Origin of the sequence: Kurthia sibirica (assembly GCF_003143975.1) — a bacterium.
GTDB classification, from domain to species: domain Bacteria; phylum Bacillota; class Bacilli; order Bacillales_A; family Planococcaceae; genus Kurthia; species Kurthia sibirica.
The window spans coordinates 43776-69863 of the sequence record NZ_QFVR01000019.1 but is presented as its reverse complement, the minus strand read 5'-3'; the positions used below and the strand labels follow the sequence as shown (position 1 = coordinate 69863).

Below are 26088 nucleotides of genomic sequence, written 5' to 3'. Positions count from 1 at the left end.
TAGCGTTATCTTTCGATAACGACATTCTACGAATAGAATGTCTTCGTTTGCTTACGCACTAATTAAAGTTTGTAAGACTTTATATTGATTAACTTCACTGCTTGTTTAGTTTTCAAGGTTCATGTTTGCGTCACTCGTAAGCGACATGAATTATTATAACATTTAAGTTATTTGTTGTCAACAACTTTTTAAAAGTTATTTTTCAACACCGTTTCTCTTTTAAGGGAAGCGACTTATAATACTATAACACGCATCAAGTTAAGATGCAATGTTTTTTTAAAAGTTTTTTTGTTGTTGTCATTTGTTCGACTCAACATTTATAACTATACAACTATAATTAATAGGTGTCAACAATTATTTTAATATAAAAAAACTCACTCTATTAAATAGAGTGAGTTCATTATTTATCGTACCCAGATAAAATACCCAATGAATACGAAGAATAGTATATACATAATCCAGTGGACTTCTTTACGACGCCCTGCTAATAGCATCGTGATCGGATAGAATAAAAATCCAACTGCAATACCCGAAGCAATTGAATAGCCAAGTGGCATGATTAGAATTGTAAGAAATGCCGGCACTGCAATTTCGAATTTATCCCATTCGATATTTTTCAGTGTGGATACCATTAGTATACCTACAATAATCAATGCTGGCGCAGTCACTGCAGATGTAATAACTGCAAGCAAGGGTGAAAAGAATAAAGCAACTGCGAATAAAATCGCTGTTACTACAGCAGCAAAACCTGAACGTGCCCCCGCTGCAACACCTGCTGTAGATTCTACATAAGCAGTTGTTGTTGAAGTACCAATTAACGAACCAGCCGTTGTTGCTAGAGCATCCGCCATTAAAGCGCGACCTGCACGTGGTAGTTTATTATTTTTTACTAGTCCTGCCTTATCTGCTACAGCCATCAATGTACCAGCTGTATCAAAGAAATCTACAAATAAGAATGTTAATACGACAATCAAGAATTTCAAATTAAGTAATGAAGAAAAATCATGTAAGATTGGATCTAATGCCACACCAAAAGTAGATGAAATACTCGGAATAGCTGATACCACTGCATCCGGTTTTGCAATAACACCTGTAATAACACCAATAATCGCCGTTACTACTATTGTAATAAAAATAGCGCCTGGAATTTTTCTAACCATTAAAATTACTGCGATCACCAAGCCTGTTACGGCAAGTAATGTACTTCCTACCGTGAAATCACCTAGCGTTACTAATGTTGCATCACTTTTAACGATAATACCTGAACTTTGAAGACCAACGAATGTTATGAATAAACCAATACCAGCTGATACTGCATATTTTAGTTGAACTGGTATGGCATTAATAATTGTTTCACGAATACCTGTTAATGATAATATGATAAAAATAATACCTGAGAAAAATACACCTGTTAAAGCTGTTTGCCATGGAATACCGTAAGCTCCAACTACTGTATATGCAAAGAATGCATTTAAACCCATACCTGGCGCTAATGCAATTGGATATTTAGCGAGAATCCCCATAATAAGTGATCCTACAATTGCTGCTAAAGCTGTTGCAACAAATGCTGCACCTTTATCAATGCCTGCCGCTGCTAGTATATTGGGGTTAACCGCTAATATATAAGCCATCGCTAGGAATGTTGTGATGCCTCCAACAATTTCTCGGCGGTAATTTGTGCCAAGTTCTTCAAATTGGAAATATTTTTTCATTAGTTAAAATCCTCCGAGTGTCGTCTAGTACAAGAAAAGACATACGACTAGTTTAGTCGTATGTCTCCGATTCCATGCACATGCACAGTTAAAGTAGATGCTTCATCTACTAATCGTAGTCAAGTCATTTACGGTGACTTGGTAGATACTTCCGGGCCATATTCCCGATTTTATACGACGACGTTATTTGATTTACATTCAATAATATAGCATGCGTTATGAGCAAAAGCAATAGTTTTTCCGAACGTTTTCACCACTTTACCTTTTATAGTTCGTGAATAGATGTTTTTTTGATTTTTCTTTTTTATTTTATAACAGCAAAAATTTGCTTTTTCTTTAGAAGAAACGTAATAGTATAGATATTAGTTAGGCTAGACAAAGGAGGAATTGACTTGAAATATATTAAACCTACTGCAACTATGCATGACATTATTTCTGACAGTCGTATTTGGTTAAGTACACTAGCAGTCGAAACTCATTATAAAGATTGTGTGATTATGTGGGATGATTCAAGTACAACTATTAGCGATGTAACATTTGAACATTGTGATTTCCAAGATTTTGATTTCTCAAATTTCGAATTATTGGATGTTACTTTTATCCAGTGCGATTTATCTACCATCAAATTTCACAATGCACAATTATACCGCTCCGAATTTCATTCTGTTAAGTTACTAGGTACTGAATTTCTACACACAACTCAAAAGCATGCAGGTTATTACGATTGTGTGATGAACTATTCATTATTTACAGATAGTCAATTAAAACAGTGTATTTTTGATAAATGTGAGTTAAAAGAAACCTATTATCAAGAAATGACTTTAAATGAAGTAGAATTTAATTATTGTTTACTACATCAATCTAATTTTTCTCATACATCTTTAAAAGGCATTAACCTATCAACATCTGAGTTCGATATCCTAACTGTAGATGCGCAGCTTGTGAAAGGTTTAACGATTCGACAGGATCAAGCGACGGCTATTCTACCTTCTCTAGGTGTTACGTTTATCTAATAAAACCCCCACCTCATGAAAAATGAGGTGGGGGTTTTATTGAATCATAAGAAATCATTATACATCTTTTATAATAAGACCCATTAAACGTGAAAAATGAATGGCTTGATACGATGAAATGGTGCATCCTTTTACTGTTTCTATAGAAATGGTTAAATCATCAAAAGTCGATGTACTAATATCAATACCTTTCATAGATGTATCTTGAAAACTCGCTTCATTTAAATTACACGAATCAAAGTCTACTTTTTTAAATTTACATGAATAAAAATCAGCATTTTGTAATTGTGTATTATTAAAAATCACTTTTTCTAATTTAGAATCAGCAAACATCGCCATATTAGCTATAGAATCTTGAAAATTCACATTGCCAATACTGGATTCAGTCATATTGACACCAAGCAATTTACAATTGATAAATTCTACGCGATGAATCGATGATTTTGACATATTAACATTTGATAAATCACAATTTTCAAAACGAGTGTCCACTACATCGATTCCTTCAAAATCACTTTGAACAAAACTACTACCTTTAATAATCATATTGGATAGGCGCGGACGTTCAAGTCTTTCATTTTCAAATAGGGCATCCTTTATGAGGCAATGCGCTAATTCGGCATCTTCTTCCAATAAAATATCTTGGAAAGAGCGTAATTCTAAATCATTATGTACTTTTGGTGTATCTATTTTCATCCTAATCCTCCTCCATTTTCCACAAAAATATACGTTTCTTCTATAGCATTTTAAAAAAAGAGTTAATCGAGATGTGATAACCTCAACTAACTCTCTTTCAAACTTTATACTACACGCCCATTTTTCTACGTGTATTACTTGTTTTTTTAGCTTGTTGGCTTTTCATTTTTTTAGGTGAATTGCCATTTGCGTTGATGTTGCCGCCACCGTTTGCTTTATTTTTTTTGGCTTCAAGTTGTTTTAACACCGCTTCTTGTAAAGATACTTTCTTTTTAGGTGTTTCATTTTGCATATTTTCTGTCATGAGTAATTCCTCCTTCGACTATAATCGTTACTTTAGTATAAGCTATTTTTGTAGAATAAGTAACTACCAAGTCGATGTTTGCTCAATTACTTTCGTAAACCACTTTCTTCAAAGCGATGTAATTCTTTTGTTAAATCTTCTAATTTTTCAAATTCATCTTCCATACCCAAATCCAACCAGGCCACTTTGAACGCTTCAGAATCTGATAATACCGTTTTACCGATTATTTCATTTAAATATGCTTCAAATTCACTATCTTCCAACGCGTTAATAGCAAATCTATTTTTTCGCGTACTACCATGATAAAAAGTTCCGATTATAAAATCTTTGTAATACAAAGTTGTGTAACCCGTCAATTTTTTGTATGCAAGATCATCTATAGAACTCATATCCACAAGAAATTGTAGTTTGTCTAACTTAACCATCATCAATTCTCCCCCTTGAACAATGTTCTAATTGTGTTGACTTCACTACTACTATTCCCTATTTTTCATTATTATATGCTGAAATGGGAAAATTTATATATTTTACATTGTTTTTTTGCTATATTTGGTGTGAATCATTCCATTACGGCTAACCGTTGAATGAAGCTCCAACGGAATTTGGCGAGATTTTTCTGTAAATAATGGAATCCCTTGACCTAATAAATAAGGCATAATTGTCAACTCATAGTCATCGATGGCATTTGCTTCAATTAGTGGATTGATAATCGATGCACCACCAACAATCCAAATATCGCCTCCGTTACTATTTTTTAAACGCGCCACTAAATCACAGATTGGCTCTTGCACAATCACTACATTATTCTTAGCTTCCAAATCTGCTTGACTACTTAATACATAACTCGTCATATTTTTATAGGGATAGTCATCCGGCGATAAAACATCAATAATTTGTTTATATGTTGTGCTACCTAATACGACAGTATCAATTGATTGAATAAAATCATCGTACACCTTGTCTTCTTCCACAATTTCAATCGATTCTAAAAAATCAATTTGGCCAGAGGGATCAGCAATATAGCCATCTAAGCTCATCGCAATAAATAATTTTACCGTTCTCATAGTCAACCCACTTTCTTAACATATATTAGCCACAGTATACGCCATTCACTTTGAATATTCATATAATAGGTGATGTCTTTAGATCCTGCGAAAAGAGAGGAATCCAGATTGTTAGCACTTTATCGAAGAAATGAAAAATCGTTACCTAATTACTTGGCGGTAAAAGTATCACAGTCAGGCTATTATAAATGACTCAAAAACGGCAAGGTATCATTATAATATCTTTTTAATGGAGGAGTCGTATATCGCGTATATTTGATAATATGCTAGAGGACCAATTTAAAGAGCGCTTGAAAGATTAGCTAATATAACGATTTAGCATTAGTTATGGACATGCCACAGGAATTGACGGTAAAAAAAATGTGTATCGAAGCATCATCCATTCGGATTAAGGCTTTCAATACACATCGATTAAGTAGCATCAAACAATAGAACAACTTGGCACGTTAGGCAGTTATTCTCGTAAAAAGAATTAATTTTCTGCAATTACATAATCGCCATGACTATTGGGTTGTGACGTAATAATATACGCGATTTCTTCATCGCTCTTATTGAATATTTGATGCGCCACACGCGGTGGTATTTCACAACTTTCTAATGGTTTAAGTTCAATAACTTCACCATCTACTTCGATCGTTGCATTCCCGACTAACATAAAGAATATTTGTCTAGCTTGGCGATGAAAATGGCGTACCTCTTTGGACTTTGCTGGTAATTTAGCATGGATAACACCATAGTCTTTATTTTTATCGATTGGATGATCATTCGCTTGAATATCGAATCTACTGAATTGTATTTTTCTTTGACCATATCTCACTTCATATCCAAAACCTCTCCGTTAATTTACTATTAGTTTAATATAGCCGATTTCACTACACAACACCTAATTTTCCAAGCATTATTTATTATTTAGTGGTCATCGTAGTACAAGCGTTATGACCACTAAATTTTGAGCATCATAAAAAAAGCCCTATTCTAGATTCTCGCGTTCTCTTGCTACGCAATTTTATTAATTGCATGGATGTATGCTTTACTTTTCACCTTCAGCAGATTACTTGTTTTATACCATACTCGGTAATATATACCCTATTAAGTTATATATGATGCTGTTCTATAGAGTAATTTGACCACTCAAACCATTAAAAAACCCAGATCAATAAACTTTCAAAAAAGTTAGTTGGTCTAGGTTGATTGATTTATTATTTTAGACTGAGGCATAAAAAGTCGCTTTTTAACTGTGATTCACCTCCTCTTCCTTTCACAGCTCTTTTTCTTTCTTATAAGGGATATCGACATAGAAAGTACTGCCTTCTCCTATTTGAGAGTGTACAGTGATTGTCCCTCCTATATTTTCCACTAATTTCTTTGTAATGGACAGCCCTAAACCATGTCCACCCGTGGCTTGATTTCGAGATTTTTCTATACGATATGTTCGGTGAAAAATACGTTGTTGTTCCGCTAATGGGATTCCTTGCCCCTCATCTTTAATCGCTATTCGGATATAGCCGTCATTGGCATTAACCATGATTTTTATGGCCGCACCTTTTTGTGAGTACTTCAAGCTATTATCGATGATATTGTAAAAGATACGATACAGTTTTGATTCATCCGAATAAATGGGACAAATTCTATCCGTTCCTTCAATTGTTACTTCTCTTTGTGCATGATCGATTTTCCCTTTAAATGAAGTGAGTACTTTGATTAATAGTGCGTCTAACCAGATTTTTTCTTGGCGTTTTTCGAGAGATACATCATCGTGATCAACAACGTCATATAATTCGTTTGCTAGCTCTGCTATACGATGACAATTATCGACTACAGCTTCCAGATAATATTTTTTCTCCTCTTCCTCCAAAATATCATCTTCTAGCGCTTGACTCAATGCAATAAGTGATGAGGCAGGGGTCTTAATATCATGTGATAAATTGGCGACCATTTCATTTTTTTCTTTTTCACTATGCTTTATTTGTAGCAACTGTTTCTCTAGTTGATCCACCATCTTATTGTAATCTGTGACGAGATGCGTAATTTCAGAAGCGATGGTTTTCTTTTTCAACGTGGTAAATTCGCCCTCGGCATTTTTTTGACTACTCAACTGTAACTCGACGATTATTTTCAGCATAGGATTCATAACAATATAATTGATACATGTTAATACAACTGTTAAAACGATTGCCACTAATAGGACAATATTTGCAGTTTGTTGATCAAAGAGCATCTGTTTTACAAAGTATTTTGTCATAACTAAAACAGCAATTAATACCGCAAGATAGATCATAAATAATAGATTCCTTAATTTCACTCGATCACCTCTAATTTGTAGCCCGTACCCCAGATTGTTTTTATCATGGGTGCCCCTGTAATATTTGCAAAGGCATGCAGTTTTTCACGCAAGCGATGGATATGCACATTCACTGTATTTTGGTCGTCTATCGAATAACTTTGCCAAACACAACTTAATATTTCTGATTTAGAAAATACTTTGTCCGTATCTTTGGCAAGTAACCATAATAAAGCAAACTCCTTTGTTGTTAAATCAAGGGCATATTGTCCAATTTTGACGCTTCGCCGTTCATAATCCATCGTTAGTGCTGCAATTTGAATTTGTGAATCGGATTGCCGGTATACTCTTCTCAATATATTCTTGACACGTAATACAAGCTCTCGTGGATTATATGGTTTTGTAATATAATCATCTGCCCCTAATGTCAATGCATATAAGCGATCTTGATTTGCATTTTTGGCAGTGATAAAGATAAATGGTAAATCTGCATTTTCCTCTAAAATATCAATAATTAAATCATAGCCATCCTTTTCAGGCATCATAATATCCGTAATAATCAAATCGATGTTGTTTGCTTCAAATATGGTGAATGCTTCTTTACCATTTGTTGCTTCAAATACGACATATCCTTCCTTTTCTAAATATTTTTTAGATATGTCAATGATTGTTTTTTCATCATCTACAAGTAAAATATTCTTTGTCATTTTTAATCCCGACCTTTATAACAATAAGCCATAAAATATAAATTTTATGGCTTTTGCTCATCTATTTGGTAGTTGTCTTTTATACGGTATTCGTGCTAATAGTGTCGCAATTGTGTAACGCTTCGTATTTGGAGACGTACAAATTAATACGACTGCTACAAACAGTTGTAAGGGATAGATATAAATCATATTCGCTAACCAATAATTTATCCCCATAAAAATAGCTACTAGCAGTGCTACTCTCGGTACAATACCCGTGATTAATGCTAGACCAACTGCCACTTCACCTGCTGGAATTAATAGATTAAAGATACTTATGGCATTCCCTACAATATGAACAATAAACTGTTCATACCATAGTGGCGAAGCATCTCCCTGGGCAATCGTGTGAACAAGTCCTGCAATCGAAAACTGGGCCTGCACTTTAAATACCCCTTCATATAACCATGATCCACCTAGTACAACGCGCATGATTGTTAACAGAATCGTGACTGTCGGTTTACTCATCATTTTAAAATGCCGCTTCTCCAAAGTATACATGTGCTTCATCACAATAGATTGCTACTTTTGTATATTCATTACTATTCATCGTTTGTGGAATTGTAAATTGTTGATTATCTTTTTTAAAATCAATTTTACCTAATGATATAGCCTCTTCGATTTTATCATTTTTCATTAAATAGATGTGTAAGTCAGGGCCTTTATCCGACATGAATTTTGACAGTTGCACTTTATGATCTGTAACGGTAACCATACCCGTTACTTTTTTGCCATTTAATCCTTTAAACTGTGCTGTCATCCTACTTTCATCCATTTTTTTCGGTGTCGATTTCTCTGAACTAATCATGGCACTACCGAATAATTCATGGGCTTTATTGCAATAAATGAATACTGTATCATACTCTTCTACTGCCACAGAGGTTAAATCAACCGTTTGCATATTATCTTTTAAATCGATTTTCGCTATTTCTTTGGCAGTTGAAACATCCGTACCTTTTCCTAAATAGACATGTAAGTCTGGGCCTTCGTCTGTCATAAAGTTAGTCAGCATTAATTTACCATTAGCTATTTTTACATCACCGGTTACTTTATGGCTATTTTCTCCTTGGAACACACCCATCTTCTCTATATCCATCATACTTTTAGAATTCATTATGGTCCCACTTGCCATAGTCTTATTTTTGTCCATCATGGCACCATCATCGCTGTTGCCACAAGCTGCTAAGATTCCTGTTGCTAAAAGCATCGTGCTTGCTAATTTTATTATTTTCATACGGGCTCACTCCTTGGTTGTTTTTATTACAGTGTTAGCATAACAACCAAAACTTACATATTTCTTACGAAAGGTGAACAGAACTATTAAAGTTGAATAATTTTAACGGTGAGCATTGATGGATCATTTGATTGAAGGGGAGAGGAAATTGGAGACAGTACCGTTCGACCTTCTGTCAGGAAACTTCGTGAAATCCATACGATTGAAAAGGAGAATTCTCTTGCACAGTGTAAAAAAGCAAAATAAGTTTCCTATTATTTTATAGGTTACGCTGACATACCCATCAATTCAATTATTCTAGGCAAAAAAATACCCTCTTTACTTTGTTTAATTAAAAACAAATAAAGAGAGTATTCTTAAATGTCACTAAACTATTCGTATGACTGTGTTTACAGCTTATTCAAACTGTATCCTATTCCCACTCAATAGTTGCTGGTGGCTTAGATGTAATGTCGTAGACTACGCGGTTGATGTGATCTACTTCGTTTACTAGACGGACAGAGATTTTTTCTAGGACATCCCAAGGGATACGTGCCCAGTCAGATGTCATACCATCAATTGATGTTACTGCGCGGATACCGATTGTGTAATCGTATGTGCGTTGATCGCCCATTACACCGACAGAACGGATATCTGGTAATACTGTGAAGTACTGCCAAATATCGCGGTCAAGGCCCGCTTTAGCGATTTCTTCACGTAGGATGAAATCAGATTCGCGAACGATGTTGAGTTTTTCTTCAGTGATTGCGCCAAGGACGCGAATTCCTAAGCCAGGGCCTGGGAACGGTTGACGCCATACTACTTTAGGGTCAATCCCTAATTCAAGACCTAATTGACGAACTTCATCTTTGAATAGTGTGCTTAATGGCTCAATCAATTTAAATTGCATGTCTTCTGGTAGTCCGCCGACATTATGGTGAGATTTAATTGTTTGAGCAGTTTTTGTACCTGATTCAATGATATCTGTGTATAGCGTTCCTTGAGCTAGGAAGTCCATGCCTTCTAGTTTGCTTGCTTCTTCATCAAATACGTAAATAAATTCGTTACCGATAATTTTACGTTTTTTCTCTGGATCTGATACGCCAGCAAGTTTAGTCATGAATCGTTCACGTGCATCGATTTTAAGTAATTTCATATCGAAGTCTTCCGTGAAAGTTTTCATTACTTGAGCCACTTCACCTTTACGGTTTAAGTTGTGGTCTACGAACATACAAGTTAATTGATCACCGATTGCTTTGTGGATTAATACCGCAACAACAGATGAGTCAACACCGCCTGATAATGCGCAAAGTACTTTTTTGTCACCCACTTGTTCGCGGATTTTTTCGATTTGCATTTCTACGAAACTGCCCATTGTCCAGTCGCCTTTAGCTTGGCAAATGTCTAATGCGAAGTGACGTAGCAAGTCGTTCCCGTACTCAGAGTGGCGCACCTCTGGGTGGAATTGAACTGCGTAGAATTTGCGTTTTTCGTCTGCCATAGCAGAGATTGGGCAAGAATCACTTGTAGCGATTGTTGTGAAACCTTCTGGTGTTTCAGTTACTAAGTCACCGTGGCTCATCCAAACGATTTGTTCAGTTGGCGTTGTACCGAATAATGGATTGTCAGTAAGGATTTTAAGCTCTGCTTTACCGTATTCGCTGTTACCTGCTTTTTCAACTTTACCGCCAAGTGTATGTGCCATTAACTGCATACCATAGCAAATACCTAAGATTGGTAACCCTAGTTCAAAAATAGCGTTGTCGATACGGAATGCATCTTCACCATAAACGGAGTTAGGACCGCCTGAGAAAATGATGCCTGTAGCGTTCATTGCTTTTAATTCTTCTGCTGTAATTGTGTGATCATGTAATTCACTATATACACCAAATTCACGAATGCGACGAGTAATTAATTGGTTGTATTGACTACCAAAATCAAGAACGATGATTTTTTCTTGATTCACTAAATTTGTGATTGCTGACAAAAGTTCCACCTCTTCATTATCATTTAAAATGGATTACCTACTGTTCGTCCTATGGCTGCATGCTACAAAGTTTACTTAAAAAGGAACGCATATGAAAATAATCGTATTTTCTACGCGTTCCACTCAACTGAAAGGTGAATATAAGAAGGCATTAAAATACCGTTCACTCACCTTCATAGTCAAGTAATTTACGGTAACTTGGTAGAGACATTCGAACCTTATTTTCGAACATATATGAGGTAATACAATTTATATACTTTGCATTCAGTTTACCTTTTGTATGACGTAAAATCAACCTCTTGTTTGATTGATTAAATTTTCCCAACATTCTTTAAAATCGTTCCATGTTGCCACTTCAGCATTTGGATTATATAAATTTTTTTCCATCATTGTTGTCAGTTGTGACATATCATTTGTTTGAAGCTTCGCGTCTACACGCTTGGCAAAATCAGTCAGCGTTTCACCATCTAATCTCGTCAATCCAATTAACTTCAAACGTTTTAATACCGCTTCATATGATTTTTCTAAAGAAGGCTGTTGTTTTTTATAACGCCAAATTAATAATGCAGGCAACCATTTTTTACGGAAAATAATAAATAAAGTAATTACTACTATTGCGATGGCTCCAACGATGATCCAAATTGTTTTGGCAGATAGTTGAGACGATTTCGCCTGTTGTTCTTTTTTCTTTTGTTCTTTTTTTGTTTCTTCTTTTATTTTTTCTTGTTGTTGTTTTTTTGCTTCTTGTGCCTGTTGTTGTTCTTTATTTTTAGCTTCTTGTTGCTCTTGCTGTTTCTTTTTTTGTTTATTACCCGGTACAGAATCACCTGCATCGGACTCTTTTTCCACTTGATCGAAACCACTGAAGCCAATTGTCGGTTCAAATGACATCCACCCCACATTTGGAATATATACTTCCACCCATGAGTGAGCATTATTATTCGTTACGACATAACTTTTGCTAGTGGGTGTGTCATCTTTGTCAGACAAGATACGGTTGCCTTCTGAAAAACCTTTTACCCATCGTGTTGGTACACCTATACTGCGCATCATCATAACCATCGATGTAGAAAAGTTGTCACAGTATCCGAGTTTTGTATCAAATAAAAATTGGTCGACATAGTCCTGTCCTGCTTTAGGAACTGCGACATTCGTTCTCGAATACTTATAATCACCGTTATTAAAATAATCGACTACAGCATTCGCTTTATCGTATACACTCTTTTTATCTTCTGTAATTGATTGCGCTAACTGTGCTACACGTACAGGCATCGCCTTCGGAATTTGCAAATATTCTTTGCGTTCTTTTTTCGATAAACCACTATCTCTTTCAACTTGTGCTACTCGTGATTCTTCCAATTCTTTTTCACTATATACAGGGGAACTGTACTGAATTGTATAGGCTGTCAATGAAGTTTTTTCATTTTTTATAGTCGGACGTATTTTCCCTGACTCCATCTCAATATAAAATTTATTGCTTTTCGCATTCCCTTTTGTAATCTTTTCGAGTCCATAGGGCTGCATAATGAAGTCATATTTTTTGTTCATCTCTACTTGTAATAAGTCTCTTTTACGGGCTGGACCGGCTTTAATCGATGTTGTCACTTCATCGCCGTATTCAAAAGTTTTGACGAAAATATCACCTTTAGGACGCGTCCACCCCTTACCTGTATACAGAGATTTTGTCTCAATTCGTAAGTATTGGTCGTTTTTTGCCATATACTGCAATATGGGCGTATCATCTGCCTCAAAATCACCACCGAGTTGATCGTCATTTTCAACATAGCCGATTTTCCCTGTTGTATTCATACCTGTATTAGCCCAATTAACAACGGATTCCAGTGGTTTAGGCAAATTTTCTGACGCTTTATATTTAGGCATACTCATTGCAAATAGCGTACTTACAAAAAGCATACCTACTAGCGGTACGATAAGCAGACCGTAGTTTTTCCATGAAGATTTCATTCCCATATCATGGATGGTTTTTTCGGCAAATAAAATACCCGTTAAAGCCATGCCAATAATCATTGTACGAATAATACTATCGTTTGCATCATAGCTCGTAAATGTATCTAAAAGTGCTAAGAATATTACGGTAATGAGGAAGAAGAATAAAATGGATCGTCTAATGGTTAACCAATGATGAATTAAGTATACGGTCATCCATAGTAAGATGAAAAACAACAAGCTTTTAAAAGAATTTGTAATCGCTTGCCAATCACCTGTAAATACTGCAGCGACACTCGTTGTTAATTCGGAGAGTAACGATTGTTCTGATTGGCTATGCACATAGAGCATAAACCAAATAATATAGAGTAGTTTAATGACACCCGAAAGCCATGCGTTCATATTAAATAGGTTTGTTAGTAAACAAAGGACGATAAATGCTAATAATAATGAAAAATGACCCGTATCGGTCAATTCCATAATAGGCATTAACCATTCTCGTAACATGAGAAAAATCATACTGTATAAAAATAGTAGTTTAACCCATTTTACTATTTCTTGATTATTCATTTTCTATCCTCCTTACCGTAGGATGAAAAATCTCCTTCGTAGATGGTATGCACAATGATGCCACGTACTTTTGCCTGTTCTTCAATGGCGATGTCTTCCGCAAAAAGTTCCTGCGTGTCACGCCGAACAATGTAGACGATGATGCTATTACTCTTTTTCACAAGCCGCGCTAGTACTTCAAGCCATTCCTCTGTTAATGCCGATGTAATAAAGACAATTGTCTTGGCACTGCGCAAAGCTTGATCCTGTGCATATTTGTGAACTGCATGAAAGTTTCCAGGTTTGATGACTGCTAGATGGAGTAATGCTTTTTGTAATTCTTGCTGTGATTCGATTCCTTCAAAAAAGACATGTTGCTGTCCTGCACTTAAAAAACTTACCCGCTCTTGCTGTTTGCTAACAGCATTTAAAATGGATGCTGTCAAAGACACTTGACCTTCAAAACGTGGCCCATTTAAACCATCTAACACGATGCAAGCATCTTCATTTTGCTGTTGTTCAAATTCTTTCGTTTGTAAATCACCTGTTTTCGCAAAACTTTTCCAATGAATCCATGACATACGGTCACCTGGACTGTACTCGCGTACGCTCGACACCATTGTGGATTGCTGAATTTGTGGTTTTTGTGCTTGGCTGAACTGCCCTTGATCATGCGAAATTAGTCGATCAAAATGGAGCGGTACTATTTTTGGATAAACAATTAGCGTGATGGGTGCTGTCACATAGTTTGTTTTGCGTACCCAACCGAGAAAATCAACGATGGTTACTTGTATACCTACTAGCTCCTGTTTGCCACGAGGCAAATTTGGAATATGATAATACCAGTTCACTTGTCGTTTAAAGCCTATCGGCACTATTTTCCGCATCATTTGTTGTTCTAATTGTGAGAAAACGCCCTTTGGTTGCATTTCCTGTACGACAATAAATAGAATCGGCATGAAGGATTTGCGCTGTAGCGTCACCTTCAACTTTATGTCTTGTCCTTGTTGTAAACGACCAGTTGGTGCCTGTCTTATGATCGTCATATCGTTTATAGGTGTCAAAAATAAAAAAACGGAATATAAAACGAATGGGGCGAGCATAAAAAAGACAAACCAAAGAACAAAACCACCTTGAATGATGGCAAATAATAATGCGACAGCAAGCAATAAAACAACAAGTAGTAGTCTCACGAATGATGACGTTACTCGCTGTAATTTTGAATTCATAAATAATCCATTTTTCTCACCGGCACGGGTGTTTCAATTAGTATACGCGCAATAATATCTTCCGTTGTAATATTTTCGTAGCGTGTTTCAGGTTTTAGAATAACGCGATGCGACATAACAAAGGGGGCTAGATACTGTACATCATCTGGTGTCACGTAATTGCGGCCTCTTAAAACCGCATATGCTTGAGCCGCTTTCATCAATGAGATGGAAGCACGTGGGCTAGCACCTAAGTATACGGAAGGATGTTGGCGGGTAGCCTGTGCTAAAGATACAATATATGTTTTCAATAAATCAGATACCGCCACTTGATGTACTTCTTCTTGTAATTTCAGTAATTCTTCAATCGTAATAACTGATTGTAAGCCGTTGATTGGGCGTTCCCCTTCTGCGCGGCGTAATACTTCAATTTCATCTTCTTTTGATGGATAGCCCATTTTTAACTTCAATAAAAAACGATCAAGTTGCGCTTCTGGTAATGGGTAGGTTCCTTCATATTCAATTGGGTTTTGTGTAGCCATAACGAAGAAAGGTTTTGATATTTGGCGCGTTACACCATCAACTGTAACTGCCGCTTCTTCCATTCCTTCGAGCAATGCTGCTTGTGTTTTAGGCGACGTACGATTAATTTCATCGGCCAACACAATATTCCCCATAATAGGACCCGGTCTAAAATGAAATTCCATTTCTTTTGGGTTATAGATGGATACCCCAATGACATCAGATGGTAGAAGATCTGGTGTGAACTGGATCCGCTTAAAGTCAGCACTGACCGATTTGGCAAGTGCGCGCACCATCATAGTTTTACCAACACCTGGTACATCTTCTAACAAGACATGTCCCTGTGCTAATAATGCGACTACACTTAGTTCGGCTATATGTTTTTTACCAATCATTACTTTTTCAATATTATCGATTACTGCCTGTAATTTCGTCATTGTTTCCATCGTTGTTCCTCCAAGTTCTATTTTTCATCATCACTTCATAAATGGGATCGTGTATGTAATAAACAATAGGTGGTTTCACTAAGTCTATTATACCCTCTTTACTGGCAATGTTTGTATAAAAAAACGTGAAACAACAATTACTGTGTTTCACGTTTCCTGTTTATTTAGTCCTGTTTTGCCGCATTATTTCTTATTAGACCTATTTCACGCATGAAAAGTTCCTCTAAATGGGTGGCTGAAGATTGTTGTAATACATCTTGCAGTGGTCCATTCATCAAAATTTTCCCATCATGTAATAACAATACATCATCTGCTAATTCCTCCGCAAACGAGAGTAAATGGGTCGAAAATAGAATCGTTTTCCCAAGATCTTTTTGTTCTTGTAAAATCTTCTTTAATTCAGCAATCCACAGTAAATCTAAACCATTCGTTGGCTCGTCTAAGATTAATAACTGCTCATCACCAAGTAAGCTTTGAGCAAGATTAAGTCGTTGACGCATTCCTTTTGAAAATTGACGAACATATTGTTTACGATGCTCCCACAACCCAACACGCTTTAGCACTTCTTCCACTCTGCTACGCGGCAATTTTTTCAACTGGCTTAGCAGATGCACTATTTCGTAGGCTGTTAATGTCGGGGGGAAATTCACATCATCTGGCATATACCGCATCGATAAATTCTCTGCCCATATTAACTCACCCGAATCTGGCACTTCTTCTCCGATCAACAAACGGATCAGTGTACTTTTACCCGCACCATTGCCACCTGCTAGAGCGATGATTCGACCGCTGTGCATGTCAAAATCAATACCTTGTAAACCTTGGTTAGATGAATAGACTTTTTTGACTGCTCGTCCTTGTAAAATCACTCAACTCGCCCCTTTCTAGATAATAACCATTGAGCTAAAGCTAAAGGACCTAAAATCCATGCTGCACTTATGACAATATAAATTAGATAACCTAAAAAAGAATTATAAAACGCCGTAAAATCATAAAAAGATGGACCAAGTACTGTTGTTTGACCTGAGAATAGGAAGTAACCAAAGCGAATCCATTCTGCAGGATTGAGATGAATCATGACAATCGTCAAATTCAGCATGACATGACCTGCAACGAATGTGCCAATGGCCATTAAAACATAGGATAATAATAGTAATGCTGCCGCCCATACGACTAATGACAATGCTAAGGCATGTAGACGATTTTTTGCAATAACACCGCAAAGAATCGCAATCGCTGCAAAAATAAGAACTGTCAATATTGCAAGGAATACGAAGACAAGCGGTAATTGAAATGCTCCGGCAACACCACTCATAATTAATACAACTGCAAAAGAAAGTAATAATATTAATGAGAATGATAATACGAGTGATACATACTTACCAAAAATATAACCACTAAGTGAGAGTGGATATGTTTTTAGTAATGAATACCAGCCCGATTCTACATCGCTAGCTACACTCATACTACCGATTGTTAAAACGAATAGTGGTAGTAAAAATAATAATAGATTTAAAAAACTCGCGGTTTGTCTCGTAAAGCCATCGACTGGTAAGGCTAGCTGTTGAATCAATGCGATTGCTGCAAAGATGACGATGAATAATACACCAACTAATTGCATCCAACGACTTCGTAACATTTGTTTCCATTCAAGCTTAATAAATAATTGATTCATAATTGATTACGCTCCCCAATCAAAGTTCTCTAAATCGGTAAACGACATCACTTTACCTGCACCTTCTTTTTTTATATATGCTTTTGCTGCTGCATCATCTTTAAATGCGATGACTCCATAACTCATTGGCGTTGGAATATTTTTATCGTAAACGAAGGTTGCTTGATCAACTTCTAACCAATCTTTTCCTGTTTCATCCTTGATAAACGCCTCACCGAGATCACCTTTTTTCATTGTTGAATAGTAATCCATTAAACAGCCCAGATCATCGAACATTTTGTAATCGCCATTTTTCAAAGCAATTTGCCCCGCATATTTTTCATTTGCGATACTCATATTACAGATTTCACAAATATCTGTTGCCGGATTAATTTTTTTTGCCTCATATGTTTTATCGCCACATCCAGCCAATAAAACGGATGTTGCTAACGCAATACTTAGTAGAATTTTTTTCATATTTTAACACTCCTTCTCCAACCGTAGATGCCACCTGCAAAGAGCATTATGCCAAAAATTAAAAGAAAATAATTAATCGAGTAATTTCTCTTTTCTTCAGATATTGCTGTCATGAGTGGTTTTGAATCGACGAGTTGATTTTTTTCGGTCTTATTTGTTTGCTGATCCATTTCATTGAGTAACACAACGCTTGGTGATTCGATAAAATACTGATAAGCCGGCTCCCTGACCATCCATTGCCCAAAACTCTGTAGTGCAACGTATTTTTCATCTCCAAAACCATCACCATTTACATCAAAACCAGCATAGTCATCATAGAAATTACCATCGATATCACTGGATGTTCCATCTGATCGTATATTGACAATATTACCTAAAAAATCATTTGTGTGTACTGTATTATTCGTTTCAGAGCCTGTAAATTCCACTGCCGTTTGATTCGTTAAGAAAACATTATCTTGAATGACGGAGTTTTTCATATTTTGACTCGATATAGCAGTATGATTTCCAATCAGTTTATTATTTTTAGTCACGATATTTTTGGCGTTATATAATGTGAATCCCGAACTATTCCAATCGCTCTGATATTGAATATTATTTTTTTCGAGTACGGCATTTTCTGCAATCATCAGCATAATGCCTGTAACATTTTTTTCAAGTGTATTACCCTTCGCATAAATGTCTTTACCATACATATAATGCAAACCGTATCGACTATAGGTTGCCTTATTATTTAAAATCGTTGAGCCTGTGACACGCTCAAGATAATAGGCATCCATCACTTCTGTTATAAAACTGTCTTCGATTTGAATATCCTCACTATCATAGGCAGCTATTCCTGCCCCCTTCGTCGCATATTGACCATCTAGACCACGCATCGTGAAATTTTTGATCGCAATATTTTTTGAATTACGAATCGTCACGCCGCCCCACATACGCACCATTTTAATATTTTCAATCGTAATATGTGAAGATTTCTTCACATCTATGGCAGAGTTTGAACGTGAAAAATTTAAATTTTTCAAATGAACATTCTTGGCATTTTCAATCGTTAATACCGTTTTTTCTGCCCCCGCTTTCATCAATGTTTTTTCTGCTCCGATGATGGTAATCGGTTTGTTTATTACTGCCTGTTCTCTGTAGACGCGATCAAATAACTTCAGCGTGCCACCATCCGGCGTTTTATCGATTTGAGATTGCAAAGATTCCGCATGAGCCGTTGCTGAAAAACCGATGAAGCTAATAAAGAACATGACTAAAAATCGCCATTTCATCTTTGTGCCTCCAATTACATTCATTTAAGAACCGATTCGTAGGAACCGGTTCTTACTTTTTTATTTAGTGTCCATCATGATCACTATCTTTGTCATCATCGTGCGAACCGCTCATCATATCCATTTTTTTATGTGCTAAATCATCAATATCATGTACTGTCACAATTTTAGCTTCTGGATTTTTTTCGATAAAGGCATTCGCTGCTTTGTCATCTTTGAAAAATGCAAAGCCATATTTCATCGGTGTTTTCATATCACCTTTTACAACGACAGCTTGATCTAACTTCAACCAATCCTTATCATCATAGTTTCTCACATATTTATCAAGTGTAACCTTATGTTTTTTTTCATAATTTAACATGCAGCCCGAATCATCGAAAAATAGATTTTTACCTTGATCATCAATTGCTTGCGCAGTGAATGCACCTTGTTGATCGCTTTTTTTATATACTTCCATATTACAAAATGCACATACTTCATTTGCTGCTGGTTCTTTTAAGTTAGTTGCTACTGCAGCCGATTTGTCTGCTTGCTCTGTCTTAGATGAAGTGTTGTTGTTTGTGGCTTCTTTGTCATTTCCACAAGCAGCCAATAGGGACGCAATTAGTAGCGCGCTTAAACCAATTTGATATGTTTTCACTTGATTCTCTCCTCTTTTCTTCATTCTCTTATACTGCTATATTTTACCTGTCAATTGTGAAATAAAATGCAAATTCATGTGACTGTTTTTAGTCATTTTCTTTACCCTCGACACAAATGCGACAATCCGATTTTCTCCAATAAAAAATGCTCGCTACCAAGTCCTATTGGTAGCGAGCATTTAATTATATTATTTCCAAAAATCATCATAGATCGTAATTGGTAAATGACGTTTGTGCTGTGAACGTAAATAATGCCCTTCAATCTTATGTCGCGCAGCCTCTTCAACTGGTTTGCCTTCTAAGTAATCATCGATTTGATCATAGCTAACACCCAATGCGACTTCATCTGGTAATGATGGACGATTTTCCTCCAAATCAGCCGTTGGTACTTTATCATAAAGCATAGATGGACAGTTTAACGCTTTTAGCAGTTCTTTACCCTGTCTTTTATTGAGACGCCATAATGGGGTAAGATCAGCGCCACCATCACCAAATTTCGTGTAAAAGCCAGTGATTGCTTCCGCTGCATGATCCGTACCAATCACAACTGCGGCATTCGATGCTGCAATAGCAAATTGTACTTTCATACGTTCACGTGCTTTTTCATTACCTTTTACAAAATCTGATAGTTCAATGCCAGCATCTTTTAATGACTGTACACCAGCATCAACAGCTGGTTTAATATTCACTTTATATATTGTCGTTGGTTTAATATAGGCTAAGGCTGCCAAGCAGTCGGCTTCGTCTGCTTGCACGCCATAAGGTAAGCGTACCGCCCAAAAAGAGTAACGTTCTTCCCCTAATTCTTCATTGAGTTCATCGACTGCGAGTTGCGTTAATTTACCTGCTAATGTTGAGTCCTGCCCCCCCGATATGCCGAGGACAAAACCTTGCAAAAAAACATGTTTTTTTGCATAGGATTTTAAAAAATCGATGGTGCGACGAATTTCAAATGCTACATCAATTTTAGGTAAAACTTGCAATTCCTCGATAATGTCATGTTGCAAAGTCGTCATCTTAAAAGCCCCCTATACCTTTACTCACTTTTTCAACCATCTCTTTTACACGTTCAATATTCCCCATTTTGTTATCCCAGCATTTTTGACTTAAATCGACTGGATATTCTTCTGGATTCATGGAACGTTTATATTCATCCCACAGCAATTCTAAATTATCTTTCGCATAGGACTTCATTGCTTTGACCGTTGGGCTCGTATAAATAATTTTGCCATTTTCTACTACTTTGGTATGCAGATTTTTCGCTTCAAAATTCGTCACAAACTTCGAGATAAAAGTATGGACAGGATGGAACATTTTCAAGCGTTCTTCTGCTTGTGGTTCTTCATCATACATCGTAATATAATCGCCCTCAGCACGACCGTTTTCACGATCGATAATACGATACAGTTTTTTGCGTCCCGGCGTTGTCACTTTTTCAGCATTAGCTGATATTTTAATAGAATCGATCATCTCACCTTTATCATTTTCACTTGATACAATTTTATAAACAGCTCCTAGCGCTGGTTGATCGTAGGCCGTAATAATCTTCGTACCGATTCCCCACATATCTACTTTGGCGCCCTGTGCTTTCAAATTAAGCATTGTATACTCGTCAAGATCATTGGATACGACAATTTTCGCTTCTGGAAAACCTGCTTCATCGAGCATTTTACGAGCTGCCTTCGATAAGAATGCGATATCACCGCTATCTAAACGAATCCCGATAAAATTAATCGTGTCACCGAGTTCTTTTGCTACTTGTATAGCAGAAGGAACACCCGACTTTAACGTATTATATGTGTCTACTAAAAATACACAATCTTTATGGCGACGCGCATATGCATGAAATGCTTCATAGTCGCTACGATAAGCTTGAACTAATGAATGCGCATGTGTGCCAGATACAGGTAAATCAAATAATTTGCCCGCTCGAACATTACTCGTCGAACTGAAGCCCCCAATAATAGCTGCCCGAGTACCCCAAATTGCTGCATCCATTTCCTGTGCACGGCGTGTACCAAACTCCATCACAGTTTGATTGCCAGCAACATTTTTTATACGGCTCGCTTTCGTAGCGATTAAAGTTTGATAATTGACAATATTTAAGAGCGCCGTTTCGACTAATTGTGCCTCCACAAGCGGTGCTTCGATGCGTACAATTGGTTCATTACCAAATACGAGTTCGCCTTCAATCATCGAATAGACATCACCTGTAAAACGAAGATCTTTCAAATAGTCAATAAAATCATCTTTAAAATGCAATTCATCTCTTAAATAGGCAATATCTGAAGCGCTAAATTTGAAGTCACGTAAATAACGTAACATCCGCTCCAATCCAGCGAATATCGCATAGCCATTACCGAATGGTAATTTTCTAAAATACAGTTCAAAAACTGCCTTGCGATTGTGAATACCGTCTGCCCAATACGATTCTGCCATGTTAATTTGATAGAGATCCGTGTGTAAAGCTAAGCTGTCATCTGAATAATTTATTGTCATAATAAGCTCCTTCTTCCACTTTCTAGTCATTTTCGTATATCTTATGTACTTTCACTTACCCTTAAGTAATCATTTTAAGTCTTTTCAAATACTATATTTCAACGTTAAAATAAATCTTTCGATTCCATAATAGCAAATATCGATTTAGAAGTCGCATAATTCGTTCATGATTTCGACATATCCATACTGTCTTGTCATATGTAAAAAACATTATATCATAGTTTCTAGAAGACAATCTGTACATAAATTGGATATTTTATTCACTTTTGATATCTTCAGAAAAGTCACAAAAACAAGTTGTACTATTGGTTTTTTAATATTAAAATAAATGAATAGTCATTTATTTATTGGAAATTCCCTCTGTATTTTCTGCATGTATGAGAGGAAGAATGACAAGTAAGTCATTAAAAACGGAGGCATAAATTGCATGAAAACCTACACTATTGAAATTGCTGGATTCACACGGCATTTACCAATCATAAAAATTAATAATCATTTATCAATTGCCAGCTTTAATTTATTGGGTGATGTCGATCTTGTATGTGCAGCTGCCGAAGCAATTGCTGAGCATCTTCCTCATATTGATGTACTAATTACTGCGGAAGCAAAAGGTATTCCATTAATATATGAACTGTCTAAACACTTAAAATTACCGCGGTATGTTGTTGCCCGCAAGCAAGTTAAAAAGTATATGAATAAACCAATTATTCATGAAGTACAATCTATTACAACAGCGGAAAAACAATTGCTTGCATTGGATTATGAAGATGCGGCATTTTTAAATTATAAACGCGTGGCCATTATTGATGATGTTATTAGCTCTGGTTCATCATTAGAAGCACTTGAGCGTCTCGTTAACAAAGCAGGCGGTAAAATAGTAGCAAAAGCTTGTATTTTAGTAGAAGGTGATTCTGTGGATCGACAAGATGTTTTCCATTTAAATGAATTACCCCTCTTTACAAATGCCATGGTTGAATGCCTGGATTAACACAAAAGGTTCAGAAATCCTAAAGGATTTCTGAACCTTCTTTTATACTAGAAAAAATATCGGCAAGTGAACTGTCAACACAAGGAAGTGGTTTACTGTCGGCATTTTTTCATGAAGTTGTCTTTTCGAGAGCAAGCAATTGTTTTTTCAAAGCGAGACCGCTTCTAAAGCCTGTTAGTTTACCATTTTTGCCGATGACCCGATGACAAGGTATGATGACGAGCAATGGATTTTTTCCAATTGCTGAAGCCACCGCTCTGACAGCTGTTGGTTTACCGATTGCTTGAGCAATATCTGAATAACAACATGTTTCGCCAAAGTGTATCGTACGTAACTCCTGCCAAACTGCCATTTGAAAGTCAGTACCATTAATATCTAAAGGAATTGCATCAAACTGTTGCTTTTCTCCTGAAAAATAATATGCAAACTGCTCCATATAAGGTTGCATCTTGTCTTGATCATGTATAAATTCCGAAGCTTGGCGTTTGGTAAGCCAATCAATCATTTCATTATAAGAATTACTGACAAAACATAGTCCTATGTCTGTGGCGGCAAGATAGATTTCTTCACTACATGCGTGAAGAGTATCATAGTAAACTTTCATAGCAGCAACTACTTTCTACCGTGTATTTTATATTGTTTAGGCGTTGTGCCAACAATATTTTTGAATAATGTTATAAAATAAGAAGTATTATGCAGTCCTACTTTATGTCCTACATCCTCTACTGATAAATACGTTTCTTCTAAAAGTTTAATCGCGTTTTTAATACGCACTTGTTGAAGGTATTCAGTTGGTGTATAACCCTTTGCTTTTTTATAAACTCTTTGCAAATGGTACGGGCTACCATGAAATTCATCAGCTAAAAACTGCAATGTAATATGATCTTCAAAATGAACATCCATATACTCGTTCATTTGATCAGTCCATTCGCTTTCAGGCAATCTAATGCCACCTGGCTTGCAACGTTTACAAGGACGATAGCCGGCTTCAATTGCTAAGTCTACAGATTCATAGATGCGCACGTTCTCAATTTTTGGAGTTCTTGACGGACAAGAGGGGCGACAACAGATTTTCGTACTTGACACTGCATATACGAAATCCTTATCGACAGTTTTGTTATTTGTTATGATTGATTCCCATTCAATTTCTGTTGGTACACGTCCTAGCATTTTTCATCACCTTATCTCTTTTTCTTATTGGAATAAACAAATTATACTCGTCTTTACGTCGTATAGAAAGCCTATTTCACCATGTCCACAATATAACAATATTTTCATTTTACGCGATCTGCTATAGACTATGTATTAGGAGCTGTTCACATATGAAAACTTTTTCAAACCCTGCAATTCATTTTCACAATATTACGTTGAAAATTGATAATCGAACCATTATAAATAATGTCACTGGCTCGTTTCCTGAAGGTAAAATCACCACGCTTGTTGGTCCTTCTGGGGCTGGTAAATCGACCATTTTAAAATTATGCAATCGTTTAATTTCACAATCTTCAGGTGAACTATATATTGCTGGTCAAGCGATAGAGCATTATAATCCAATCGATCTTCGTCGAAAAGTAGGGATTGTTTTACAATCAGCACCCATGATTAAAGGTACTGTATTTGATAACCTCAATTTACCAAGAGTCTTGCAAAATAGTTCTTTATCAACTGAAGAAGCCGTATCTATATTAGCAGACGTAGGTCTAGACGATACATTCCTACAAAAAGATGCATCCTCTTTATCTGGTGGGCAAAAACAGCGGGTTTCGATTGCTCGAACGCTCGTCAATGACGCTCAGATTTTGTTGTTGGATGAAATCACTTCCGCATTGGATCACAACGCTGTCAAAGAGATTGAAAATCTTATTCTACATATTAATAATAAACATGGCGTGACGATTATTTGGATCACCCATAACCTTCAACAAGCAACTCATGTCGGCCATTATATGTGGGTTTTAATGGACGGCGAATTGATTGAAGCGGGTAACAGTAATCTGTTACTTCATTCAAAAAACAAAAAAGTTCAGCTCTTTATGAATGGAGGGGTTTAATGAATTATAGCACTTTAGCTCTGACATTACTCTTTGTTTTTATACCAATTATTCTTTCCAAAACATTAAATTTAGGTCTAGAAAAAGATACGATAATTGCGACAATTCGTTCAATTATCCAATTGTTATTTGTTGGCTATATACTGACATTTGTTTTTGAGGCACAGGGCTTGTTTTATACATTCCTGATGGTGGCATTAATGATTGGTGCAGCAACATTAAATGCCCGCAAAAAAGGACAAAACATTACGGGGATTACCTGGAAAATATGTCTCACATTACTCACAGTTGAGGGCATTACGCTGACCGTATTACTCGGCTTAAAAATCATACCCGCGACAGCACAATATATTATTCCTTTAAGCGGTATGGCAATCGGTAGCGCCATGGTATTATCTATTTTATTTTTAAATCGTTTTTCAGCTGAACTCGAAGCATATGAGGAGCAAGTTGAATTGATTTTATCTTTAGGTGGGACACCCAAACAAGCCGTTCATCGTCAACTACTCGCGGCTATTCGAGCGAGTATGATGCCGACAATTGAAAGTCAAAAAACCATCGGTATCGTACAGCTACCTGGTATGATGAGCGGTCAAATTATTGCTGGTGCTGACCCCATTCAAGCAGTACTTTTTCAATTACTCGTATTGTTTATCCTGTTATCAACAGCGGCTATTTCCAGCGTACTGCTCGGATTTTTATCCTACCCAACTTTATTTAATAATCAAATGCAAATGATTCGAGAAAAATTTCATACGGTTGAAAAATGAAAAATCGTCTTCCCATTCCATGTGGGAAGACGACTTTTTTGTCATA

The 26088-nt window shown here is 36.3% G+C and carries 27 protein-coding genes and 2 riboswitches; of the genes, 4 read left to right on the top strand and 23 right to left on the bottom strand.

Going from position 1 to position 26088, the window contains the following annotated elements; all coding sequences use genetic code 11:
• Positions 1-404 precede the first annotated feature (404 nt).
• Positions 405-1712: an NCS2 family permease gene (locus DEX24_RS12945; protein ID WP_109306830.1), complete on the bottom strand. Its 1308-nt coding sequence runs from the start codon at positions 1710-1712 to the stop codon at positions 405-407.
• Between the two features lie 96 nt (positions 1713-1808).
• A riboswitch (purine riboswitch) is annotated at positions 1809-1910 on the bottom strand.
• 194 nt (positions 1911-2104) lie between these two features.
• Here DEX24_RS12945 and DEX24_RS12940 point away from each other — a divergent pair.
• Positions 2105-2725 (top strand): pentapeptide repeat-containing protein, encoded by a 621-nt coding sequence (locus DEX24_RS12940; protein WP_109306829.1) that lies wholly within the window; start codon positions 2105-2107, stop codon positions 2723-2725.
• Between the two features lie 57 nt (positions 2726-2782).
• On the opposite strand, the gene DEX24_RS12935 is transcribed toward DEX24_RS12940, so the two are convergent.
• The 20 genes from DEX24_RS12935 to DEX24_RS12840 form a co-directional block, all read right to left on the bottom strand.
• On the bottom strand, positions 2783-3421 hold the full coding sequence (locus DEX24_RS12935) for a pentapeptide repeat-containing protein (RefSeq protein WP_109306828.1): 639 nt from the start codon (positions 3419-3421) through the stop codon (positions 2783-2785).
• Positions 3422-3530: 109 nt separating this feature from the next.
• Positions 3531-3725 carry a hypothetical protein gene (locus DEX24_RS12930; protein ID WP_109306827.1) on the bottom strand — a complete coding sequence of 65 codons (195 nt, stop codon included), beginning with the start codon at positions 3723-3725 and terminating at the stop codon, positions 3531-3533.
• 86 nt (positions 3726-3811) lie between these two features.
• On the bottom strand, positions 3812-4153 hold the full coding sequence (locus DEX24_RS12925) for a hypothetical protein (protein WP_109306826.1): 342 nt from the start codon (positions 4151-4153) through the stop codon (positions 3812-3814).
• Between the two features lie 99 nt (positions 4154-4252).
• Positions 4253-4789 carry a dihydrofolate reductase family protein gene (locus DEX24_RS12920; protein WP_109306825.1) on the bottom strand — a complete coding sequence of 179 codons (537 nt, stop codon included), beginning with the start codon at positions 4787-4789 and terminating at the stop codon, positions 4253-4255.
• Between the two features lie 472 nt (positions 4790-5261).
• On the bottom strand, positions 5262-5606 hold the full coding sequence (locus tag DEX24_RS12915; RefSeq protein WP_211310122.1) for a cupin domain-containing protein: 345 nt from the start codon (positions 5604-5606) through the stop codon (positions 5262-5264).
• Positions 5607-6047: 441 nt separating this feature from the next.
• Positions 6048-7091, bottom strand: coding sequence for a sensor histidine kinase (locus DEX24_RS12910; protein ID WP_109306824.1), 1044 nt, complete (start codon positions 7089-7091; stop codon positions 6048-6050).
• On the bottom strand, positions 7088-7777 hold the full coding sequence (locus tag DEX24_RS12905; RefSeq protein ID WP_109306823.1) for a response regulator transcription factor: 690 nt from the start codon (positions 7775-7777) through the stop codon (positions 7088-7090). The genes DEX24_RS12910 and DEX24_RS12905 overlap by 4 nt, the downstream gene beginning before the upstream one ends.
• 57 nt (positions 7778-7834) lie before the next feature.
• Positions 7835-8287, bottom strand: a complete 453-nt coding sequence (locus DEX24_RS12900) for a DoxX family membrane protein (RefSeq protein WP_170112944.1) — start codon at positions 8285-8287, stop codon at positions 7835-7837.
• Between the two features lies 1 nt (position 8288).
• A complete protein-coding gene (locus DEX24_RS12895) occupies positions 8289-9050 on the bottom strand; it encodes a DM13 domain-containing protein (RefSeq protein ID WP_109306821.1) in 762 nt (253 codons plus the stop codon).
• A 412-nt stretch (positions 9051-9462) separates the two neighbouring features.
• The gene (guaA, locus tag DEX24_RS12890) at positions 9463-11016 is read right to left on the bottom strand and encodes a glutamine-hydrolyzing GMP synthase (protein ID WP_109306820.1); all 1554 of its coding nucleotides are present in this window, start codon (positions 11014-11016) and stop codon (positions 9463-9465) included.
• A 156-nt stretch (positions 11017-11172) separates the two neighbouring features.
• Positions 11173-11274, bottom strand: a riboswitch (purine riboswitch).
• A 33-nt stretch (positions 11275-11307) separates the two neighbouring features.
• Positions 11308-13533, bottom strand: a complete 2226-nt coding sequence (locus DEX24_RS12885) for a transglutaminase TgpA family protein (protein WP_109306819.1) — start codon at positions 13531-13533, stop codon at positions 11308-11310.
• Positions 13530-14741 (bottom strand): DUF58 domain-containing protein, encoded by a 1212-nt coding sequence (locus tag DEX24_RS12880; RefSeq protein WP_109306818.1) that lies wholly within the window; start codon positions 14739-14741, stop codon positions 13530-13532. Before DEX24_RS12880 ends, DEX24_RS12885 begins: the two co-directional genes overlap by 4 nt.
• Entirely contained in the window at positions 14738-15688 is a 951-nt protein-coding gene (locus DEX24_RS12875) for an AAA family ATPase (protein WP_109306817.1), read from the bottom strand. Before DEX24_RS12875 ends, DEX24_RS12880 begins: the two co-directional genes overlap by 4 nt.
• Before the next feature lie 164 nt (positions 15689-15852).
• Positions 15853-16557: an ABC transporter ATP-binding protein gene (locus DEX24_RS12870; RefSeq protein WP_246131371.1), complete on the bottom strand. Its 705-nt coding sequence runs from the start codon at positions 16555-16557 to the stop codon at positions 15853-15855.
• Positions 16554-17363: an ABC transporter permease gene (locus tag DEX24_RS12865; RefSeq protein ID WP_109306816.1), complete on the bottom strand. Its 810-nt coding sequence runs from the start codon at positions 17361-17363 to the stop codon at positions 16554-16556. Before DEX24_RS12865 ends, DEX24_RS12870 begins: the two co-directional genes overlap by 4 nt.
• A 6-nt stretch (positions 17364-17369) precedes the next feature.
• Positions 17370-17819, bottom strand: a complete 450-nt coding sequence (locus DEX24_RS12860; protein ID WP_109306815.1) for a nitrous oxide reductase accessory protein NosL — start codon at positions 17817-17819, stop codon at positions 17370-17372.
• Positions 17816-19093: a right-handed parallel beta-helix repeat-containing protein gene (locus DEX24_RS12855; RefSeq protein WP_109306814.1), complete on the bottom strand. Its 1278-nt coding sequence runs from the start codon at positions 19091-19093 to the stop codon at positions 17816-17818. Before DEX24_RS12855 ends, DEX24_RS12860 begins: the two co-directional genes overlap by 4 nt.
• A gap of 64 nt (positions 19094-19157) precedes the next feature.
• A complete protein-coding gene (locus tag DEX24_RS12850) occupies positions 19158-19733 on the bottom strand; it encodes a nitrous oxide reductase accessory protein NosL (RefSeq protein ID WP_246131370.1) in 576 nt (191 codons plus the stop codon).
• A gap of 189 nt (positions 19734-19922) precedes the next feature.
• On the bottom strand, positions 19923-20750 hold the full coding sequence (nadE, locus tag DEX24_RS12845; protein WP_109306812.1) for an ammonia-dependent NAD(+) synthetase: 828 nt from the start codon (positions 20748-20750) through the stop codon (positions 19923-19925).
• A 1-nt stretch (position 20751) separates the two neighbouring features.
• A complete protein-coding gene (locus DEX24_RS12840) occupies positions 20752-22233 on the bottom strand; it encodes a nicotinate phosphoribosyltransferase (RefSeq protein WP_109306811.1) in 1482 nt (493 codons plus the stop codon).
• Positions 22234-22660: 427 nt separating this feature from the next.
• Here DEX24_RS12840 and DEX24_RS12835 point away from each other — a divergent pair, with 427 nt between their 5' ends.
• The gene (locus DEX24_RS12835) at positions 22661-23221 is read left to right on the top strand and encodes a phosphoribosyltransferase family protein (protein WP_109306810.1); all 561 of its coding nucleotides are present in this window, start codon (positions 22661-22663) and stop codon (positions 23219-23221) included.
• 109 nt (positions 23222-23330) lie between these two features.
• Here the strand turns inward: DEX24_RS12835 and DEX24_RS12830 are convergent, their stop codons facing one another.
• A complete protein-coding gene (locus DEX24_RS12830) occupies positions 23331-23825 on the bottom strand; it encodes a methylated-DNA--[protein]-cysteine S-methyltransferase (RefSeq protein ID WP_109306809.1) in 495 nt (164 codons plus the stop codon).
• An 8-nt stretch (positions 23826-23833) separates the two neighbouring features.
• Positions 23834-24391, bottom strand: coding sequence for a bifunctional transcriptional activator/DNA repair enzyme AdaA (locus DEX24_RS12825; protein WP_109306808.1), 558 nt, complete (start codon positions 24389-24391; stop codon positions 23834-23836).
• Positions 24392-24543: 152 nt separating this feature from the next.
• Between DEX24_RS12825 and DEX24_RS12820 the strand changes: the two genes are divergently transcribed.
• Together DEX24_RS12820 and DEX24_RS12815 are read left to right on the top strand one after the other, a co-directional pair.
• Complete coding sequence (locus DEX24_RS12820; RefSeq protein ID WP_109306807.1) at positions 24544-25272, top strand: ABC transporter ATP-binding protein; 729 nt, start codon at positions 24544-24546, stop codon at positions 25270-25272.
• Positions 25272-26042: an ABC transporter permease gene (locus DEX24_RS12815; protein ID WP_109306806.1), complete on the top strand. Its 771-nt coding sequence runs from the start codon at positions 25272-25274 to the stop codon at positions 26040-26042. Before DEX24_RS12820 ends, DEX24_RS12815 begins: the two co-directional genes overlap by 1 nt.
• Positions 26043-26088 lie beyond the last annotated feature (46 nt).

Bases quoted from the DNA above. Each gene is read 5' to 3' on its own strand.
- DEX24_RS12855 (WP_109306814.1), bottom strand. From the start codon at position 19,093: ATGAAATGGCGATTTTTAGTCATGTTCTTTATTAGCTTCATCGGTTTT.
- DEX24_RS12875 (WP_109306817.1), bottom strand. From the start codon at position 15,688: ATGGAAACAATGACGAAATTACAGGCAGTAATCGATAATATTGAAAAA.
- DEX24_RS12880 (WP_109306818.1), bottom strand. From the start codon at position 14,741: ATGAATTCAAAATTACAGCGAGTAACGTCATCATTCGTGAGACTACTA.
- DEX24_RS12925 (WP_109306826.1), bottom strand. From the start codon at position 4,153: ATGATGGTTAAGTTAGACAAACTACAATTTCTTGTGGATATGAGTTCT.
- DEX24_RS12865 (WP_109306816.1), bottom strand. From the start codon at position 17,363: ATGAATCAATTATTTATTAAGCTTGAATGGAAACAAATGTTACGAAGT.
- nadE (WP_109306812.1), bottom strand. From the start codon at position 20,750: ATGACGACTTTGCAACATGACATTATCGAGGAATTGCAAGTTTTACCT.
- DEX24_RS12860 (WP_109306815.1), bottom strand. From the start codon at position 17,819: ATGAAAAAAATTCTACTAAGTATTGCGTTAGCAACATCCGTTTTATTG.
- DEX24_RS12825 (WP_109306808.1), bottom strand. From the start codon at position 24,391: ATGCTAGGACGTGTACCAACAGAAATTGAATGGGAATCAATCATAACA.
- DEX24_RS12930 (WP_109306827.1), bottom strand. From the start codon at position 3,725: ATGACAGAAAATATGCAAAATGAAACACCTAAAAAGAAAGTATCTTTA.
- DEX24_RS12900 (WP_170112944.1), bottom strand. From the start codon at position 8,287: ATGATGAGTAAACCGACAGTCACGATTCTGTTAACAATCATGCGCGTT.
- DEX24_RS12895 (WP_109306821.1), bottom strand. From the start codon at position 9,050: ATGAAAATAATAAAATTAGCAAGCACGATGCTTTTAGCAACAGGAATC.
- DEX24_RS12840 (WP_109306811.1), bottom strand. From the start codon at position 22,233: ATGACAATAAATTATTCAGATGACAGCTTAGCTTTACACACGGATCTC.
- DEX24_RS12935 (WP_109306828.1), bottom strand. From the start codon at position 3,421: ATGAAAATAGATACACCAAAAGTACATAATGATTTAGAATTACGCTCT.
- DEX24_RS12815 (WP_109306806.1), top strand. From the start codon at position 25,272: ATGAATTATAGCACTTTAGCTCTGACATTACTCTTTGTTTTTATACCA.
- DEX24_RS12920 (WP_109306825.1), bottom strand. From the start codon at position 4,789: ATGAGAACGGTAAAATTATTTATTGCGATGAGCTTAGATGGCTATATT.
- DEX24_RS12885 (WP_109306819.1), bottom strand. From the start codon at position 13,533: ATGAATAATCAAGAAATAGTAAAATGGGTTAAACTACTATTTTTATAC.
- DEX24_RS12835 (WP_109306810.1), top strand. From the start codon at position 22,661: ATGAAAACCTACACTATTGAAATTGCTGGATTCACACGGCATTTACCA.
- DEX24_RS12905 (WP_109306823.1), bottom strand. From the start codon at position 7,777: ATGACAAAGAATATTTTACTTGTAGATGATGAAAAAACAATCATTGAC.
- DEX24_RS12820 (WP_109306807.1), top strand. From the start codon at position 24,544: ATGAAAACTTTTTCAAACCCTGCAATTCATTTTCACAATATTACGTTG.
- DEX24_RS12945 (WP_109306830.1), bottom strand. From the start codon at position 1,712: ATGAAAAAATATTTCCAATTTGAAGAACTTGGCACAAATTACCGCCGA.
- DEX24_RS12830 (WP_109306809.1), bottom strand. From the start codon at position 23,825: ATGAAAGTTTACTATGATACTCTTCACGCATGTAGTGAAGAAATCTAT.